The organism is Methanobrevibacter intestini, from assembly GCF_047402955.1.
In the GTDB taxonomy this organism is placed as follows: domain Archaea; phylum Methanobacteriota; class Methanobacteria; order Methanobacteriales; family Methanobacteriaceae; genus Methanocatella; species Methanocatella intestini.
The window spans coordinates 1,190,500-1,211,468 of sequence record NZ_CP187956.1 but is presented as its reverse complement, the minus strand read 5'-3'; the positions used below and the strand labels follow the sequence as shown (position 1 = coordinate 1,211,468).

The following is a 20,969-nucleotide window of genomic DNA, read 5'->3' as shown; positions in this document are numbered from 1 at the left end:
ATTACCTCACTATCTTTTTTTCAATTGTTTATCATTATAATACAATCCCACAATCAAAATAAAAATCATTAAAATAATAACATATACCAGCTGATAAGTAGGAGTCAAAATCAGATAAGCACTAAACATATTATAGTCCAATCCTTTGACAGACCAGTAAGTTAATCCTAAAATAAAAATTAAAATTGATTCTAAAATCATAAACTCCCCAACAATAAGGGAATACTCTCTTTTTGCATAAAACAATAATTTAGAAAGCTGATAAACTACAAACATTATTATAACTAAAAATAAAGTTAATAATAAGCTATTAAACATTGAAAATCCATCAATATGAGCATCGATACATAATATAGATATGTAAAATAACACAGCAGTTATCAAAGTAACTTCTTTTAGATTATTCTCCTTTTTTAAATAAATCCATGTTAAAACAAATAAAACAGCAGCCATTACCACAAACAGATATCCGAAATTACCTGCTAAAAAAGATAAACTATCTTTAAAATAGCCTGAAATACTGTTAACACCAATCACTAAAATTCCTGATAAAAGTGAAATAAGAATTGCCTTTGAATTATTAATTTTAAAATTTCCTAAAAAAAGACCCATATTCACTGCAAATAATGCAACAAATATTAATAAATATCCCTCAAACAAACTTAACATTTCAACAGCTCATTAACTCTTTATTATGAGTAATAATATTTACTACCTGAATATATAAACATATCGTTAAGTTTTTTAAAAAAAGTAAAAAGAAGAAAAATGATTATTTGCCATTTTTCTTTTCAATCATTGATTTTATATCATTTCTATAATACAACGCAATGACAGCTATTATCAGTAATATTAAAATACCTATTCCTGCAATCTTTACGACTTCTTCATCAATATCTATAACTTTTGCAACAGACTGAGATGAACTTGCAGATGTGGAAGCAGAAGCACTGTCACTAGCACTAGATTCACTTGCAGATGCAGAACTTTGAGCAGATGCTGCTGAAGCAGAATTAGCTTCAGACACACTTAAAGAACCATCATTGGATCCTCCAGAAGCAGTTGCAGAACCTTGACCTTGTTGTGTGTTAGATGAAGTTCCATTACCTTGACTGCCAGTATTTGGATTTGCTGGACTGTCTGGATTTGTAGGTTTAAAATCAGCAGGAGGAACAGGATAAGTTGGTTTAATATATTGCTCATAATCGGACAGTTTATAAGTTTCCTGACCAGATATGCCATAATAACCAAATTTTACATTACCATTTCCATTATTGACATGTATAAGACCTTTTCCATTACTGATTATTGAGTATCCCCAATTTTTTCCATCATTCAATGAAGTTTTCCACGGAATAGCAGTAGTAATTCTTTCATCTACAGATACAAGTATAGAACTTTTATCAACTTGCTTAACATTAAAACCTAATAATTTGGTTTTTATTCTACTGCAGATTTTAACAAATGACTCTTTGCTTCCATCAGTAAGTACAGGACCCATTTTAAAAGCAGGATAATTATCATTTTCCCTGCCTAAAATATTAAACTCCTTATTAAGTCCAATAAAATTATATCCAACACCCATCAATCCGTCTTCACCAGATCTTACATAATTTTCACCAACATTAAGACCTACATCATTACTGTGAATTGCATTGTTGGTAATATATAACTCAGAATCTCCTTTACAGTCAATATTGATTCCCTTATAATTATTTGAAATATTATTATCCGTTATGGTTGTGTAAGGCCCTGATCCATGAAGATTTATTCCATATTCTTTGTTGTATGATATTTGATTATGTTCAACAGTTGTATATTCTACACCTTTATCAAAATAAATACCATATCCTCCTTTAGTAATACAATTAGAGTAGATAACAGTATTAGTTGAATCTTTAAGATAAATACCAAAACTGTTTGAATTAGAAATTAAATTTCCAACAATATTTGCTTTATCTGTATCAATTACACTAATGCCACACTTACTATTAATTATATCATTATTAAGAATGGTAACATTATTAGTTCCCTTTAACAAAATTCCTTCAGAACCACCTTTAACAATTAAGTTATAAATAACTGTCCCTGCAGCTTTTGATGATTTAATTGTGAAAACTGGATTTTTAGAATTTCCATTTAAAGTAGATTTAACTGAACTATAAATATTAACCGGATTTTTAGATATTGTTAATGATATATTTTCATAGTTTTTACCCGCAAAAATTATATTTTCCCCTGCATTTGCAGAATCAATGATTTTTTGAATTTCAATATTGGACAATCCTTCTGGAATAATAGTTCCTTTAACATCAGACACATAAACATAATTGTAATGAGTTAAAATTCTATCGTAAGAATCTGTAAAACTAGTAGAAATAACATATGTTCCCTGATTTAATCGTATATCCAAACTTGCAACACCATGATTATCAGTTACTTTATTGTATTTGACTCCATTAATATCAAAGATGACTGTTTTATTAAAAACTGGAGTTCCATCATCATAAATAAGTGTAGCATTATAAGATTCACCTTTAGAAAATACGGACACATCAGAAGTATTTAATTGAACATACTCTATTTCTATATTATGCAATACTTCATTTCCTGTCTGAGATGAATTAGATACATCAGCAGCAGTATTATTAACATCTTCAGCAGATACAATATTTATTGCTAAGAACAATATTAAAATTGAAATGAAAAACACTTTTTTAACTATATTTTCACCCCCTTTTTAAACTACTCACCTAATTACAGAATGAAAATTGTAATTACATACTTGATTATATCGACAGGTACTATAAATAAGTATGTAATTTAATTATTACATAATATTGTAATCTAAATTTTACACCATATTATAAAAATGACATATTTTTTATTCAAAAATTAAATGAAAATCTGAAAAATTTTTATAAAATAATTAAAAAAATGAACTAATACTTATAATAAAAATAACTATTGCTGAAAGAATAAAGAAAAACTGTTATATACTAAATAAAAACATAATTAAAATTACTAATAATACCTTAATGATAGTCATTTCTTATTTTATCGTTAGATGTTATTAGCTAATTTATAACTTTATGGAGAGAAATAAAGATGAAAATTAACAATAAGATATTGGTATCCTTATTAATCGTTCTTATTGCTGCTATTTCACTTTCCGCTGTTTCAGCTGCAGAAGATGTTGATACTAATGCAGTATCTGCTCCTGCTGAACAAGTTGAAGCTTTAGAAATATCTAGCATTGATATGAGTGGTGTAATAAGTGAACCTGCTGCACCTGCTGCAAATAATACTGTTTGGAATGTAAATTCAACAGCTACTGCTGCAGATGTACAAAAAATAATTGATAATTCAAAAAGTGGAGATACAATTAACTTCACTAAAGATGCTGTTTACAACTGGCATAGTGCTAACAAATCTGAAGTGCTTAAAGCTATAACTATTCCACATGCTTTGATTATTGAAGGAAACAATGCTACTATCGACTGTGATAACGGATTTACTGCTGATAGTAAATTAACATCCATTGATGGAACAACTTTCCAAAATATTAACTTCAATATAAATCAAAAAAATAAAATTAACGGTCGTGGAATTGAATTAATCAACATTAATAATGTTAAAATTATTAACTGTTCTTTCGAAAACGGTCATTCCGGAATATACACTGGTACCTGTTCCAATATTACAGTTATCGGATGTTCATTTATGGGAACTACTGATATAAAAACCATTGGTGGTAAAAAAGAAAAAGGTACCAAAGGAATAAATATTATGGGTGGATCCAACCACATTTTAATAAACAATTACTTTGGAAAAGATTTACTTGACGGAGTATCTATTGCAAGTGGTGCTCAAAACAACTTCCAATTTATTAACAATACTTTCGTAAATAACTGGTATGGTGTATTCTACGGAGGAGGAGTAAGAGGAGTTGTTGTTGAAGGTAACACTTTCATAAACAACAAAATCTATGATTTAGGTCTTGTTAAAGCTGCTGGTGAAACTAAAATAAACAACAACACTTTCATTAGCGGATATTATTCTGTAAAAGTAGATGAAAACACAACACTCAGTGGAACTTGTACTCCTATTTACATAGAACAAGGTAACACCGCACACGGTGCTCCAAGTACCATTGAAACTATTACTATTACCAACAACATATTTGAAGCTTATAACGATACTAACCCTTACACCATCGATGCAGTCTATGTTCAAAGTAAAGGAGGTCCTTTACTCCCTATCGGAACCATAACTGTTACTAACAACACTTATGAAGAAGGAATTACTCCAGTAACTTTCATGGACAATTCATGGAAAGGTGAAAACAATACTTACATTATTGGACCTGCAACTTTAGACACTTTAGTAAAAGCACCAACTACTGCAATAACTGTTGGTGACTCAATCACTATGCAATTAGCTACTAAAAACGGTATTACTATTCCTAATGCAAAAGTTACTATTACTGCTAAAAACGGAAATATGAACAAAACTATTGAAGCTACCACTGATGCATTTGGTTTATTTACTGTTGAAGGATTAGGTAACGGAAACTGGACTTTAGATATTGCTTATGCAGGAACCACCACAAGTACCAACGGATACTTATATGGTGCATCCAAAACTACAATAAAAGCAACTGTAGCTGGTAAAACCGCTTTAACTATTAAAAATACTACCATCATTAAAGGCGGAAAACTTATTTACACCTTAACTGATGCAAATGGTAAACCTATTGAAAATGTAACTGTTACATTAAACATAAACGGAAGAGATTACACTAAAATAACTAATGAAAACGGTACTGTAAGTATGGGTATTAACCTCCAACCTAAAGATTATTTAGTTACTGCAACCTGTAAAGTTGGAAATGATACTATCACATCTAAAGATGTTATTACTGTAACCTCAAACATCATTACTAAAGATATTACATTATACTACAAAAACGGTACTTCCTTTGAAGCTACTATTTTAGATGCTAACGGAAAAGCTGTTGGAAAAGGAATAAATGTAACTTTCAACATCAATGGTGTATTCTACACCAGAACTACTGATGAAAATGGTACTGCAAAATTAGGTATTAAATTATTACCTAAAGATTACATTATTACTACCATTTACGGCGGTATCCAAATATCCAACAAAGTTACTGTACTTCCAACTTTAATAACTAGCGACTTAAACATGACTTATGGTCAAAACAAAACTTTCGTTGCAAAAACTTTAGACGGTCAAGGTAAAGCATTAGCTAACCAAAATGTAACATTCAATATAAACGGTGTATTTTACAACAAAGTCACCAATGAGTCAGGTGAAGCTGCTTTAACCATTAGATTAATGGCTGGAGAATACATCATTACTTCTATATGGGATGGATATCAAGTTGGTAACAACGTAACTGTTTTAAAAGCATAATTTTACATTAAACTAGAGGTTTTATAACCTCTACCTATTTTTCTTTTTTTAAAAACATTCATTTTAATTAATTAACTACTTTTCAAAAATTATTCGAAATAAAAATATTTATACATCGAAAATAATAGGTTATCATATAAATTAATTAAAATGGAGAAATGATATGAAAATTAATAAGATAATTTTATCATTATTAATTGGATTTATTGTTGCAGTATCAATATCTAACGTGTCTGCAATAGATGAAAATGATACTTCAATAATATCTACTTCTGCAGATGAATCTGCAATAGCTAATGAAATTGTAGAACCAGTAAATAATGATATTAAAAATACAACCATTCACAATATAGACCCAAAAACAAATATCACAGAACTTAATAAATACATTAAAGAAAATGTAAGTGCTGGAGATACTCTTAATTTCACTAAAAATGGAGTTTATAACTTTACAAGTTTAGATGGAATTGTTGTAGACAAAAATATTATTGTTCAAGGAAACAATGCTACATTTTATGCTCTTCAAGGATTCCAAATATATAGTAAAACCGGAACAATTGACGGCACTCAAATATACAATTTAAATTTTATTATGACCAATGAAACTGCAAAATGGAATGGTCGTGGAATAGAAATCCGTAACGGTGCAAATATTATTGTTGAAAACTGTACTTTCCTAAATGGAAATTCCGGAGTTTATTTATCTGCAACACTTGGAAATATAACCGTCCGCAACTGTAGATTTAATGGAACAACAGACATTTCATCTATTGGAAAAAACAAAGAAACCGGAACTAAAGCTATAAACATTATGGGCGGATCAAATATTTTAGTTGAAAACAATTTCTTTGGTTCACAATGTCTTGACGGAGTATCAATAGCTTCCGGAGGCCAAAATGTAAATGTAAGAAACAATACTTTTGTAAATAACTGGTACGGAGTATTTTATGGAGGTGGAGTTGGAAATGTTAACACTACCAACAACACATTCATAGACATAATTAAAATAGCTATTGACTTTAAAAAAGCAGCAGGAACAAGTATTGTATCCGATAACATTTTTAAATTAGCTGCTAATAATATTGGTCTTTACATTGAACAGGGTAATACCGCACACGGATCACCAAGTAATATTGAAACTATTACAGTTACAAACAATAAATTTACCGCATTAGACCAAGATAATCCAATCACCCCATACACTATTCAGGCAGTTAGAATTGGCAGTGCAAATGGAGCACTACTTCCAGTAGGTACTATAACTATTGCAAATAACACTTATCAAACAGGTATTAAAGTATTGACCTTTATGGACAAATCATGGATAGAAAATGAAACCTCCGGAGATTATATTATTTTACCTGCAAGTTTAGACAGTAAATTTATTGGAGCTTCAAATAAAACTGTTGAATCTGGTTCCTATTATAGAGTGCAATTAACTGGAGAAAACGGAATTGTTTTACCTAATCAAAATGTCAAAATATCCATTATATTTGATGAAGAAGTTATAGATACAATCAATACTAAAACTAATGATTTTGGTATTATCGATATTCCGTTAAACTACGATGAAGGCAAATATACTTTAAAATTAACTTATAATGGAACCGATAAAATAATAGGCAGCTATTACTTCAACAAAGTTGATCAGGAAATTAAAAATATTATAATAAAAAGTAATGCAAAAACTACCTTAACTTTAGAAAAAGACAGCATATACTTTGGCGGAGAACTAAAATACATATTAAAAGATAAAAAAGGCAATGGCATTGCTGATGCAAATATAGCAATTAACATTAATGGTAAAGATTACATCAGAACTACAGATTCTAACGGAAATGCATTTATGAAATTAAAACTCCAACCTAAAACCTACACAATTACTGCAAAATATGCTGGAGACAAAGTTAATCCAAATGCAAGTACTATTAATCAAGTTAAAGTAAATTCAATTATCTTAACACAGGATGTTGTAAAATACTTTAAAAATGGAACTCAATTTAATGCAAAATTAGTAGATAGTGATGGAAATCCAGTAGCTAATAAAATAATTAATTTCAACATTAACGGAGTATTTTACCATAAAGAAACAAACAAAGAAGGTATTGCAACATTGAATATTAATTTACGTCCTAATACATACATCATAACTTCTGAATACGATAACTGTTTTGTATCTAACAATGTTACTGTAAAAACAACATTAGTAACTAATGACTTGACCAAAGTTTATTTAGGACCTGAAAGTTTCAATGCAACTGTTCTTGATGGTCAGGGAAAAGCATTAGCAAACCAAAATGTAACATTCAATATTAATGGTGTATTCTACACTAAAACAACTAATTCAAATGGTATAGCCAGTTTATCCATCAGATTAATGGCTGGAGAATATATCATAACCTCCATTTATGACGGTTATGCAACTTCCAATAAAGTCACTGTTAAAGCTTAGAGGTATTAATACCTCCTTTTCTTATTTTTTTAATTAACTTCATATTTAAAAGACAACAATTAAATAACAATAGATATGATATTTATTATTAATCATATCGTGAAATATGAGGTAAATAATATGGATAAAAAAATAATATTAATTTTAATAAGTGTTTTCATGTTATTTGCATTTGCACAAGGCATTAGTGCTGCAGATATAGACAACAGTACTGATGTAATAAGCCAAGCAGAAACACATGAAGTACTAGGAACTAAATATGTTGTTGATGGTTCTGCAGAAAATCAAATGAACGATCCAACAATACAAACTGCAATAGATAATGCAAAAGATGGTGACACTATAGAAATTACTGGAAAAAACTATGAACACTGTCATTTTGTTGTAGATAAAAAATTAAATATCATTAGTAATGTAGGAACAACAATGTCTACATGTCCAAGTAATATTAAAGGATCAAATGGTGTTGGAATATTCTACTTTAGTCCAGAGGCATCAGGATCTGTTCTTTCAGGATTTACTTTTGTAAACAATGCTGCTAAAAACGGAGAAGTCGACCCATATGCAGTTTATATTGAAGGTGCAAAAGACATTCAAATAACCAATAATACTATAGACCAAGTATCCAACGGTCCTGGAATATACTTAAAAGATGCTTCAAATATTTTAATTAACAATAACAATATCCAATATTCCAAAAATGGGATATTAATCGAAAATAGTAATAAAATTACTATAACTGACAATAATATTGAAAATAATAAAAACTCCGGAATTTATGTTGGTGAAAATAACAAAAATATCAACATAATGAACAATAACATTGTAGGAAATAATTGGAAAGGAATTGTTGTTAATTCTGCAAACAATGTAAACATCATAAGCAATGTAATAATGGCAAACAGAGATAATTCCGTTCAGGCAAGAGCAAATAACGGAGCAGGAATATACGTCGATTGTACAGTAGACAGCTTGAAAATAAATGGTAATTACATTTTTGAAAATGGAAATTACGGAGTATTTGATACTTATAAAACTAAAAAAAGTTTTGAAGACAATTACAAAGCACAAGAAATTAACTTCAATATTTTTGTTGGTCATAAAACAAGAGGAGTATTTGCACAGCAAAATGAAGGTGGTGACACTGGAATCATTTATGTTGGAAGCAATGTATATTCATTTGAACAGCTTTGTCCAAGTACATACTATGAACCTGGAGTATTGAAAGAGGGTCAAAGAGATATGATATTTGGAGAAATGACCAAAATATCAAAAGGAGTATACAAAATAAGCCTTATTAGAAAAGATACCGGCGAAGTAGCAAAATGTTTAAGTGTTGGAAATGTAACTTTCTTCTTAAATAAAGAAGGTACTGACAGCAGCATAAAACCGGGAGACATTTACCAAATTGTACCAATAATAAACGGAACTGCTACTGTAAACTTTAAAAATGCTACATTTAAACCAAGCCAAAATGTATTGATTGCTCTTGGACCAGGATATGGTGCAATAAGCCAATCCAATAGTTCAACAAGACCATGTGCATATTATACCATACCTGATTCTGACATTCCATCAAATGACACTAAAGACAGTGATTTAATTCTTCAAAATGCAAGTATTTACTATGGTGGAAAATTAAGCTACATTTTAAAAGACAGTAATGGAGCTGCAATTGTAAATGCTACTATAAGCATTACAGTCAATGGTAAAACCTACAATAAGAGCACTGATAAAGATGGAATTGCATTTATGAACATTAAATTAATTTCCAACAAACAGTACAACATAACTGCAGTTTATGCTGGAGATGATGACTACAATGGAGCTGCCTTAAACAGTACAATAACCGTAATTCCAACAATTACTGCTGAAGATGTTGAAAAAATCTTTAGAAACAAAACCCAATACTATCCAAAACTCACAGACAGTAACGGAAAAGCATTAAAAGACACTAACGTAACTATGAACATAAACGGAGTATTCTACACAAAAACCACTAATGATAAAGGAATAGCTACCCAAACTATTAACTTAAACCCTGGAAAATACATTATTACAAGTACCAACACAGCAACCGGCGAATCTATATCCAACACAATTCTTGTAAAACCAAACATGGATCAGAATAAGAATATTGTCAAATATTTCAAGAATGATACACAATATAGCGTAAGGGCTCTTGACGAACAAGGAAACCCATTAGCTAAGCAAAATGTAACCTTTAACATCAACGGAGTATTCTACACAAAAACAACCAATGATGAAGGAATAGCTACCCAAAACATCAACCTAAACCCTGGAACATACATAATAACAGCAATGTACAAAGACTGCTTTGTTTCAAACAATATTACTGTATTACCTACCTTAACTGCACATGACTTAAACAAAACATTTAGTGAATCTAAAGAATTTGTTGCAAAAGTTGTTGACGGTCAAGGAAAAGAATTAGCTAACCAAAATGTAACATTTAACATCAATGGTGTATTCTACAACAAAGTAACTGATGTTAATGGTGATGCTAAATTAAATATCCGTTTAATGGCCGGAGAATATATTATTACCTCCATGTATAACGGATATGCAACTTCAAACAAAGTTACTGTTAAAGCTTAGAGGTATTTTACTACCTCATTTCTTATTTTTTTAAATCTGTTTTTCTAAAAACCAATGGAAAATCCTATATAACAATAGTTTATAATATTATTATAAAATAGTTATATGAGGTAATAAAATATGAAAAATAAAAGCACATTGCTAATTTTATTAAGTATTTTCATATTATTTGCATTTTTACAAGGTGTTACGGCTCTAGATGACAACAGCACCAATGCAAATAGTAATGAAGTACTTTTTGCTGATAATAATCAGATAATTCAAAACAGTGATGAAGTAAGTTTAGATTCTGAAACTTCATTAACATATAATGATGCTTCCTCTGGTTCAAATATTGAATCATCATCAAAAATACCAATAGCAGATGAAAATGGAGTTCTTTTTAATGACAAATCAGATAATATTCCAATGGATCATTCTCCAAATCATTCTTCATTAACATTGCAAAATGATACTGTTTACTATGGAAACCAAGCACAATACCTATTAAAGGATATTAGTGGGAATCCACTAGCTAATGCTAAAGTTACAATTTCAATTAATGGCATGGATTATGAAAAAACCACAGACAATAATGGAATAGCTAAATTAACAATTAAATTAATTTCCAATAAAAAATACAACATAACAGCCAGTTACAAAGGAGATTCACAAATCCCTGCAATGACTTCCAGAAATGTATTAACCGTAATCCCAACAATTACTGCTGAAGATGTTGAAAAAATCTTTAGAAACAAAACCCAATACTATCCAAAACTCACAGACAGTAACGGAAAAGCATTAAAAGACACTAACGTAACTATGAACATAAACGGAGTATTCTACACAAAAACCACTAATGATAAAGGAATAGCTACCCAAACTATTAACTTAAACCCTGGAAAATACATAATAACAAGTACCAACACAGCAACCGGCGAATCTATTTCAAATACAATTATTGTAAAACCAAACATGGATCAAAATAAAGAGTTAGTCAAATATTTCAGGAATGATACACAGTATAGCATAAGAGCTCTTGACGAACATGGAAATCCAATAGCTAAGCAAAATGTAACATTCAACATCAACGGAGTATTCTACACAAAAACCACTAATGATAAAGGAATAGCTACCCAAAACATCAATCTAAACCCAGGGAAATACATAATAACAGCAATGTACAAAGACTGCTTTGTTTCAAACAACATTACCGTATTGCCTGTCTTAACTACAAGTGATTTAACAAAATACTTCGGAATTCCTGCTTCATTAAATTCAAAATTAGTTGATGGACAAGGTAATCCACTAGCTAATCAAAGTGTAACCTATAATATCAATGGAGTATTCTACAATAAAACTACTGATGCAAATGGAATAGCTAAATTAAATATTAGCTTAAATCCAGGAGAATATATTGCAACCATTACATGCAAATCAGCTTTTGCAAGTGCTAAAGTTAGTGTTTTAAATACCAGAACAGTTGAAGAAAATGCTACAAACAGTGAAATTCAAAATATTATAGACTCTGTTGGCAGCAAAGGCGCTGTTAAATTCTTAGGTAAAGTTTACAACAACATTTCATTAGACATTACAAAAAGCATTATTCTCACAAGTGATGTTAACACTACATTAAATGGAAAATTAAATACCTGTGTTTTAAACATTAAAGCAGATGATGTTTTGGTTAAAAACTTAAATATTAATGGAAACAATGGGTCTGGAATCATAGTCAATAATGTTAAAAATACAGTCATTGAAAATAATAACATTAACAACTTATTAAATCAAAGTAATATGGACAACTATAATTCTGGTAAAACATTACTGCCTGGAAAAGGTATTGCACTTTTAAACTCCAAAAACACTACTGTTGAAAACAATAATATTCAATATTATTACAATGGAATTTACTTAAACGGTGCCAAATACACATCTATCCAAAAGAACACAATAACTAAAAACAATTTCGGTGTTGAATTTGATAAAGATGCTTCAAACACATTGATTAATAACAATAACATTATTGAAAATATCGGATTCAATACAATGGTGATGATTGAAGGTCCTTACGGATACGGAATAAGTATGAGGCATTCCGGAGTAAATGTAACTGTAACCAACAATAGAATCAATAATAACTACATGGGAGTATTTATCGATGCTAAAAACTGTAGCGGAATTGTAATTACAGGAAATGAAATTTCAAACAGCACTATTGAAGGTTTAACTGTAAATGAAAACTACACTTATGCACCTGGAGCTGTTCTTATTGTAGAAAACAATGCTATTTACAATAATGCTAAAGGACCAAGTCAAATAATTCTTGGAGAAGTCAGTGCTAATCCTAATGGAATTTACGGACCTGGTGAATGGAACGATACATTAAAATTACAGTTAGGGCCTAACTGGTATGGAACAAACAAATACACAACCTGGGGACTAAATCAGACAGGTCCCGGAACAATTTGTCCGAGAATCCACACTACTTTAATCCCATATAACATAACCTGTATTTCTCCAGGAAAATACGAAGTAACTTTCTATAATAATGGTAGTATAGCTAGCAAACTTCCTGATTTAACAACATACTTTGTATTAAACTACAATACTGCTAAAGAAGAAGTGGTAGAAGTTGTTGCACACCAAGGAAAAGCTACATTTGAGTTTTCAGCTAAAAATTACAATGCAACAGATAACATTATAGAAGGATTTTCAGTATTTGATCCAAATAGGCCAAAATCAGTAATATACACATATAATGTGCCGGAAAGTGAAATTCCAAAATAGATAGTATTTATTTACTATCTAACTTTTTTTATTTAAAAAAATAGTAAGATGCCACAAAATGTGGCTTAATTATTCATCATCTTCAATTATTTCATAGTAAGAACCTTCTGCACATGAAATACAGATAGGTTTTCCGCCTCTTACCAAATGACGTCCGTCAGTTACTTTTTCACCACAGACAGAACACCATGCAGAAGTGTGAGGTTTGCCCGGCATTTGAGATGGAGTTAATTCTACTTTAACTTTTTCTACATTAAATAATTCTTCAGGAGGAGTGACTCTGAAACGATGAATCATTTCTTCTCTTGTTTCTTTAGATTTATTTTGTTTATTTGCATCAGCGTCAGATACCCTTAAAGCTTCACCAGTATCCATATTATAGAAAGTTACTGCAAATTTACCATAATACATTTGTTTTAATGAACGTTTACCCATGGAACATTTTGTAACAGCCTGAACTGCATCAGCCATACATCTGTCGATTTCTAAAAAGACAATTAAGTTTTTATGTCTTTGATTTAATTCCATTCCCATTAAATCTAAACCATACATAGCTAATTTAGTTCCAATAGCTATTCCTCCACAAATTTCTCCGTGGAAATCACCTGCTTTTGCTAACTGTTCATCATAGTCTTCTTCACTCATCATTTTTTATCACCTTATAAATCTAATTTTAAGTTTGTTTTCATAGGTACACAAACTTTTCTATTTTCATCTAATTCAATTAATTTAACATCAATAGAGTAAGCTTCTTTTAAGTTATCTTCAGTTACCACATCTTCAGGAGTTCCAAAATCAATGAATTTTTTATTTTTCATGATAGCTACTTTAGTAGAGCTTAAAAATGCATGATCCGGAAAATGTGATGACATTATAACAGACAGACCTGATTCAGCCAGCCTGTCAATGATTTCCAGAAGCTTAATCTGATTACCAAAATCCAAATGAGATGTCGGTTCATCCAATATTAAAATATCAGGCTGCTGTGTAAGCACTCTGGCTAAAAATACCAGCTGTCTTTCACCACCACTGAGATTGGTATATTCCTTATCTTTTAAATCATATATTCCCAATGTTTTTAATGATTTTACAGCTATTTTTTCATCTTCAGCTTTTGGAGATTGAGCTAAATTAAGATAAGGAGCTCTGCCCATCAGTACAACATCAAAAACTGTAAAGGGAAAAGACGGAATATGCGATTGTGGAATATAACCAATATGTTTGGAAATCTGAGAAAAGGATAATGTTTTAATATTTTCACCATTAACTAAAATTTCACCGGAATCAGTATCATGCAATCCATTTAGACATTTGATTAAAGTTGTTTTTCCTGTTCCGTTCGGTCCAAGAATACATAACACATCTCCTTTTTTTATGGAAAAACTAATATTTTCAAATATTAAATTATCCTCATAAGAAAAGGATATATTGTTAACTTCCAATATTTTATCTTCTACGACCATTCTGAATACCCCTTTCTAAGTAAATATAAGAATATTGGAACCCCAATAACTGCTGTTAAAATTCCTATAGGTATTTCAATTGAAATTACTGCTCTGGATATATTATCAATTAAAAGTAAGAAACTGGCTCCCAAACTTAAAGAAGCAGGAATAAGAATCTTATTGTCCGGACCTACAATCATTCTTGTCATGTGGGGAATAACCAAACCTAACCATCCAATAATTCCACTAACAGAAACTGCTGCTGAAGTAAGTAAAGTACAAGCAGCAATTACAATTAACCTGGTTCTTGAAGGATTTAAACCTAAAGCCTGTGCCTCTTCATCTCCCATAGACAATAAATTAATACGCCATCTAAGCAGCATCAAAATAACCACACCAATAATTATCGGAACTGAAATCATAATTAATTTATCAACAGTAATGGAAGCCAGACTTCCCATTAACCAGTATACAATTTCAGGTAATTTGTCATCAGGATCAGCTATGAATTTAACTGCAGAAACTAACGCTCCGAAAAATGCTGAAATAGCTACTCCAGATAAAACTAAAACCAGTATTCCGCCGTTTTTATAAGATTTTGAAATTAAATATGTAACTGATACTGAAATTAAACCAAATACAAATGCAAATATTTGAGTTACAACATTTAATCCGGAAAGTAAAATAGCCAGTGCCGCTCCAAAACCTGCACCATTAGACACTCCAAGTAAATCAGAAGACACTAATGGGTTTTTAAAGATTCCCTGAAATGCGGAACCTGCCATAGCTAATGCTGCCCCTACAACTAATGCTCCAATAATACGGGGGAGCCTTATTTCAAAAACAATTGTTGTAATAGTTTGAGAAACTTCCAGCTGCGGAAATATAGGGCATAATATGGTTTTAATCACATCAACAGGATCAATCGGATATCTTCCAATTAAAAAAGATGCGAAAAAAAGAATTATAGGAAGGAACACTAAAAGCACAATGCCTAATATCTCCTTATTTTCCTTATTCATATAAATCCCTTACAGGTCTGACTCCTTAAGTCCGGAATCAAGTAATATTTGCTTAGCTTGCTCATCACTTAAATCAAAGTGATAAAATTCACTGTAAAACTCTTGAGTAGTGGAAACCATGTCTATATCCTGATACTGATCTGGATAAATACATTTTGCCGTCCATGGAACACCAATAATCATATTTGCTCCAACCGGCCTGTCAAACCATTTAAACGGAGACTGCGGTGATAAATACACATCATGATTTTTAACTGCTGTAATACTTGCCCAGTTTGAATCATTATAAACTTTTCCGTAGAAATCAGGGTTTGTAGTGATAATAACATCAGGATTCCATTTAATAATTTGTTCCATAGATACCTGAATACCTGCAGTAGTATTTCCCTGAGCTAAAGAATTAGCTACATTTTCCCCACCAACCAGATCAATCAACTGCCCATGAGTGGAATTGGAAGGATTTGTCTGAAGTCCGTCATTACCCTGAGCATAATATACTGTTTTCTTATCAGTAATCTGGCCGGATTTCTGATGTACCATATCCAAATATTTGTCGTTGAAGTCTGTTAATTTCTTAGCATTGTCCTGTGCTCCCAAAACATCTCCAATAAAAGTTATTGACCCGTCAACTTTCTCAACATCGGTAGTGTCATTAACTGCAACAACAGGAATTTCACCAAATTTATCCTGACGTTCCTGAACAGTAGCCAGATCTCCATCTCCACCTTCATCAATAGATTCAATAACCATATCCGGTTCAGAAGCTATAAATTCTTCATAACTACCATCCTGTGTTCCATACCATCCTCCAACAACAGGGAGATTTGCATATTGGGACGGAACATACTTAAGTTCATCATCATTCCACTGGAAATTAACTGCAGTTAACTTCTCCGGAGCAATCATATAAATTACAGTAGTCATTGGAGGGCTGGTAGCTACAACATTTCCAACAGAAGCAGGTATCTGTACTGTTCTGCCAACCATATCAGTTATATTTTTAGATCCTACTGTTTCCACAGTAGAAGGAGTTAAAAATAAGTGAGCAGCAACTCCACATATAACTAAAACAGCTAAAATTAAAATAATAATCTTACTCTTCTTTTCCATAAATATCACTAAACATTTAGTCAAATACTGATATGAATTTATTTACTTAAATAAATAAATAATTTACTGAAAGTCATATTCAAAAATAAAGAAGGAATTATATGAAACAGATAATGGAAGAAAAAGCCCAAAATTATAAAAATGGAAAAATAACCGATGTTACAGAAAATGTTGTTAAGGATTCCACCATAACATTAACAATAAATGATAAAATCAAACGCAGCCTGTCTGCAATTGAAGATTCCCTTAAGGAATTTGCCGTCGGTTATCTATTTAATGAAAATATGGTAAAAACATTAGAAGACATTGAAAAAATCGAAATTGACGGAAACAAGATTAATGTAGAAATTAATGATACTCTGCTTAAAACAAAAGAAACTGTTTTGTGTTCCGATTCTTCAGGAGGCTGGAGAAGTAAAATAAACAATATTGAACCAATAAATTCTAATTTTCAGGTAAAATCTGATGAGCTAATTGGCAGAATTGAAGAGCTGAAAAATAATGCACAAATCTGGCAGGCAACTGGAGGAACACATGTGGCGGGAATTGTTTATAAAGACAATTTCATTGTAAAAGAAGATGTAAGCAGACATGTAGCTGTAGATAAAGTAATTGGATATGGAATATTACATGATTATGATTTAAGCAACTGTTATGTAATTTACAGTGGCAGAATGCCTGCAGATATGGTAATAAAAATAGTCAGAGCTGGAATACCTGTACTTGCATCAAATGCTGCTCCAGCATATTCAGGATGTGAAACAGCTAAAAAAGGAAATGTAACTCTTGTTGGATTTTTAAGAGGTCAGAGATTTAATGTTTACAACAATAAAAATAGAATAATATTCTAGAGTTAAAATTACTCTAAAACAGTATGTCTTGATTTCAAATCGCTTTCTGTCTGATGCATTTTTTCCATCAGCTCAGAAACAATTGCATCTAAAAATACTAAAGTAGTTAACTCAAAAGCAGTACCTAAAGGAGTTAAAGAAGTATAATTTCCATATATCTGACGTTTCATATAATTTTGATCATCTACTTCCTTTTTAGTTCTTCCTTTAACAAGCAAATAACCGTCAGCTAACTGACCAAGAGTTGATTCAGGATATGAAGTAACAGCCAATACTTTAGAACCTCTATTTTTTGCAATTCTTGCTGCAGATACAATAGTGTTGGTTTCTCCAGAACCGGAAATAGCTATAATACAGTCATCATCATAAATAGCTGGAGAAATAGTTTCACCAACAACATAAGAACTAATTCCCAAATGCATTAATCTCATTGCAAAAGCTTTAGCTGCAAGACCTGACCTTCCCGCACCAGTTACAAAAACATTTTTTGAAGTCATTATAATATCTTCAAATTCATTGATAGCATCTTCATCCAAATACTCTTCAGCACAAACAATATTCTCTAAAATAGCTTTAATTGAACTTTTCATCAATTCCATTCTATCCAATTCCCAAAATATATTATCAAATCAATATTATTAATTATGATTACAACTTTATATATAATTAATTATGAAACTCAAAAGCAAAGGCATCATCAATTTAGACATAAACGGTGAGATTTATGACTATAAATTATATCAAAGCCTGAATTCATTAGCCAAAACAGGGTCTCAGCGAAAATCAGCTAAAGAATTAAATATATCACATACTGTTTTTAATAGAAGATTGCTTAAAGCTGAAGACAAGTTAGGGGTTAAAATTACTCGAAAACAGGGAAATGGTACTTTATTAACTCCTGCAGGCAAATCCTTACTTGAAGAGTATAAAAAATATATGGTTCAAATAGATAAAACTTCTGAAATCAATATCTGCGGCGGCCATATCAGTACAGGGCTTTTGGAAAGTATTGATGCTCCTTTTAATGCCAATATATACAGCAGCAATGATGAAGATGCATTTAAACTAGCTAAAAGAGGAGTTGTGGATTTATTAACATTAGATGATCCTGTAATAGCTTTTGAGAGAGATTTAAATATGGTTCCAATAGCTTATGATTATCTGGTTCTAATATCCAGTCCAGATTCCAAACCCATTAAAAGTATTCATGAACTGGAAGGACTGGATTTTGTAAATGTTCAGGGTTCCGCTCAAAGACTGGCCTGGAATACATTAGAACATTATGATATCGATTATAACATTAAAACAAAAGTAAATTCACAATTTGATGCATTTAAAATAGTCAGAAATTCTGAAAATTTATATAGTTTTTTAAATGCCAGTTATTTCAAAGGAAATGACATCTTAAAGTTTGATACAAGACATATCATCAGTTTAATAAAAGTAAATGATGAAAAAGAAGAACTGGACCAATTCATAAAATATTTATTAACTGATGGACAAACAGCTATTAAAAATCAGGGATTTATCCCAATGGATTAAAAGTTTTCAAATGCCCTAAGGAAATAAAAATTTAATTAAACATATAAAAGTTATTTTTGTATTTATACTGAAAAATTTATACCAAATTAACCAGTACTATCAAGTTAAGTGATTTTTTTTCTGATTTTTAGAATCCTTGGCTTTTGCTTGTTTTGCAATTTTTATTCCAATTTCTTTTTTTATCTCTTTCTGTGTGTGTTTGTGGGGGTATTTTTGTTGCTACGAGTTCTTTAGAACCTATTTCCATTATTTCTTTTATTACTTTTTGTATTTCGTCTTGGTTGTCTGTTAGGAGTCTTGGTAGTTGGTCTTTGATTTCTCCGATGAGTGTGTTGATGTTGGAGTGGTATTTGTAGGTGTATTTTGCTGTTTCTTTTGGTTTTCGTGTTATTTTTAGTTCTGCATCGTGTTTTATTCCTATTAGTAGGTTTAGTAGGAATATGTGGCTGTAGAAGTCTTGTTCGATTATGGTTCGTCTTCTTCCGCTGAATTTTTCGATGTATAGTTTGTTTTTTAGTCTGTCGTAATCGGTTTCTATTTTCCATCTTTCGCCGTATAATTGCTTTAATTCTTCGGGTGTTGCTATTTCTTTTGGTAAATTGGTAAATAGTATTTCTGTTTGTCCAGTTTTTAATTTTACTTTAACTATTCTGACTTGTATGCTTTTTTGTTTTCTTGCGATTTTTTTCAGTTCTTCGTCGTGAAATTTTTTTATTTTTGCGTTATTTAAGCTGATATCGAATGTTTCGTCGGTTTTTTTATCATTATCCATTTTTTGTTGTTGTTTTTTGAATGTATTTGTTTTTCCTCGGATTAGATAGTATGAATTCAATGTTTCTGTTTTTAACATGATTTCTGTGGAATTATAGTATCTATCATAACAGGTAATTATGTTATTCATATTTATTTTGTTTTTTACATCGTCTAAGTGTCTTAATGCTAGTGTTATTTCATCTATGGTTTGATTTTCAATTATTGATGATATTACAAAGTCCATTTTTGTATCTACTGTGCATGAAATTCTTGCATTTGCAGCAAATGTTTCAACTTCATTATTTGATGGAACTCCCATTTCTTCACGTGCCTGTGGATGATTTGGAATTTCAACATAAGATCCATCAGTTGCAAAAACGTGAAATCCTTTAAAAGTTTCCATTTCTTCCACATTGTTGTATATTTCCATTATAACTCCATCATTCATGTCTATATAAACTTTGGGATTGATATATTGCATTCTATCGCAAACACCAGAACCAGTTATTTTCATAGAATAATCACCTGTTTGACTCCTTAAATACCTATTAACTTCATTAAATTTTGTTTTCTTACGATTAAATAAAGGAAATTTAATTGCAGTTTCCAAACTCCATTTACCACTACGAACAAAAGCATTATCACTTAATATATATTTTTCATCAACAAAATTATTAAAACTTGCTAAAAAATTTGAAAACACATATTCAAAAACCATCAAAAACCACCCTAAAAACAACAATCCTCAAATAAAAACTAATATTATTAGATAATAATACTTTATAATTAATAATATATAATATTAACTATATAAAATACTTAAAAATAGATATAAATAAATTTACACCTAATAAAATAAAATTAAAATAATAACACACCGATACAAGCAAAATAAATAAAAAAATAAAAAAATTGGAAAAAATTAAAATTAAAAATCAGAAAAATCACTTAACTTGATAGTACTGCA

At 30.5% G+C, this 20,969-nt stretch carries 14 protein-coding genes; 6 read left to right on the top strand and 8 right to left on the bottom strand.

The features are described from left to right. Positions 1-9: 9 nt before the first annotated feature. On the bottom strand, positions 10-669 hold the full coding sequence (locus tag ACMC9J_RS05480) for a peptide ABC transporter permease (protein WP_427003017.1): 660 nt from the start codon (positions 667-669) through the stop codon (positions 10-12). Positions 670-772: 103 nt separating this feature from the next. Further along, on the bottom strand, positions 773-2,713 hold the full coding sequence (locus ACMC9J_RS05475) for a right-handed parallel beta-helix repeat-containing protein (protein ID WP_019264623.1): 1,941 nt from the start codon (positions 2,711-2,713) through the stop codon (positions 773-775). A gap of 395 nt (positions 2,714-3,108) precedes the next feature. Here ACMC9J_RS05475 and ACMC9J_RS05470 point away from each other — a divergent pair, with 395 nt between their 5' ends. The 4 genes from ACMC9J_RS05470 (at position 3,109) to ACMC9J_RS05455 (ending at position 13,279) form a co-directional block, all read left to right on the top strand. Continuing rightward, the gene (locus ACMC9J_RS05470) at positions 3,109-5,439 is read left to right on the top strand and encodes an MSCRAMM family protein (RefSeq protein ID WP_427003016.1); all 2,331 of its coding nucleotides are present in this window, start codon (positions 3,109-3,111) and stop codon (positions 5,437-5,439) included. A gap of 163 nt (positions 5,440-5,602) precedes the next feature. After that, on the top strand, positions 5,603-7,891 hold the full coding sequence (locus ACMC9J_RS05465) for a right-handed parallel beta-helix repeat-containing protein (RefSeq protein WP_427003015.1): 2,289 nt from the start codon (positions 5,603-5,605) through the stop codon (positions 7,889-7,891). Between the two features lie 120 nt (positions 7,892-8,011). Further along, positions 8,012-10,510, top strand: a complete 2,499-nt coding sequence (locus ACMC9J_RS05460) for a right-handed parallel beta-helix repeat-containing protein (protein ID WP_094516624.1) — start codon at positions 8,012-8,014, stop codon at positions 10,508-10,510. A 120-nt stretch (positions 10,511-10,630) separates the two neighbouring features. Continuing rightward, positions 10,631-13,279: an Ig-like domain-containing protein gene (locus tag ACMC9J_RS05455; protein ID WP_427003014.1), complete on the top strand. Its 2,649-nt coding sequence runs from the start codon at positions 10,631-10,633 to the stop codon at positions 13,277-13,279. A gap of 69 nt (positions 13,280-13,348) precedes the next feature. Here the strand turns inward: ACMC9J_RS05455 and ACMC9J_RS05450 are convergent, their stop codons facing one another. Genes ACMC9J_RS05450 through ACMC9J_RS05435 form a run of 4 tightly spaced genes read right to left on the bottom strand, consistent with a single transcriptional unit; the run spans position 13,349 to position 16,856 of the window. After that, positions 13,349-13,927, bottom strand: coding sequence for an FmdE family protein (locus ACMC9J_RS05450; protein ID WP_019264628.1), 579 nt, complete (start codon positions 13,925-13,927; stop codon positions 13,349-13,351). A gap of 11 nt (positions 13,928-13,938) precedes the next feature. Further along, entirely contained in the window at positions 13,939-14,742 is an 804-nt protein-coding gene (locus tag ACMC9J_RS05445; RefSeq protein ID WP_019264629.1) for an ABC transporter ATP-binding protein, read from the bottom strand. Next, positions 14,733-15,746 (bottom strand): FecCD family ABC transporter permease, encoded by a 1,014-nt coding sequence (locus ACMC9J_RS05440; protein ID WP_019264630.1) that lies wholly within the window; start codon positions 15,744-15,746, stop codon positions 14,733-14,735. Before ACMC9J_RS05440 ends, ACMC9J_RS05445 begins: the two co-directional genes overlap by 10 nt. 9 nt (positions 15,747-15,755) lie before the next feature. After that, on the bottom strand, positions 15,756-16,856 hold the full coding sequence (locus ACMC9J_RS05435; protein ID WP_019264631.1) for an ABC transporter substrate-binding protein: 1,101 nt from the start codon (positions 16,854-16,856) through the stop codon (positions 15,756-15,758). Positions 16,857-16,957: 101 nt separating this feature from the next. Here ACMC9J_RS05435 and fdhD point away from each other — a divergent pair, with 101 nt between their 5' ends. Further along, a complete protein-coding gene (fdhD, locus tag ACMC9J_RS05430; RefSeq protein ID WP_427003013.1) occupies positions 16,958-17,707 on the top strand; it encodes a formate dehydrogenase accessory sulfurtransferase FdhD in 750 nt (249 codons plus the stop codon). A gap of 8 nt (positions 17,708-17,715) precedes the next feature. On the opposite strand, the gene hxlB is transcribed toward fdhD, so the two are convergent. Continuing rightward, a complete protein-coding gene (gene hxlB / locus ACMC9J_RS05425; RefSeq protein ID WP_019264633.1) occupies positions 17,716-18,306 on the bottom strand; it encodes a 6-phospho-3-hexuloisomerase in 591 nt (196 codons plus the stop codon). Between the two features lie 73 nt (positions 18,307-18,379). Here hxlB and ACMC9J_RS05420 point away from each other — a divergent pair, with 73 nt between their 5' ends. Beyond that, positions 18,380-19,249 (top strand): helix-turn-helix domain-containing protein, encoded by an 870-nt coding sequence (locus ACMC9J_RS05420; RefSeq protein ID WP_427003012.1) that lies wholly within the window; start codon positions 18,380-18,382, stop codon positions 19,247-19,249. Positions 19,250-19,376: 127 nt separating this feature from the next. Here ACMC9J_RS05420 and ACMC9J_RS05415 read toward each other — a convergent pair whose 3' ends face one another. Beyond that, a complete protein-coding gene (locus ACMC9J_RS05415; protein ID WP_427003011.1) occupies positions 19,377-20,720 on the bottom strand; it encodes an IS4 family transposase in 1,344 nt (447 codons plus the stop codon). Positions 20,721-20,969 lie beyond the last annotated feature (249 nt).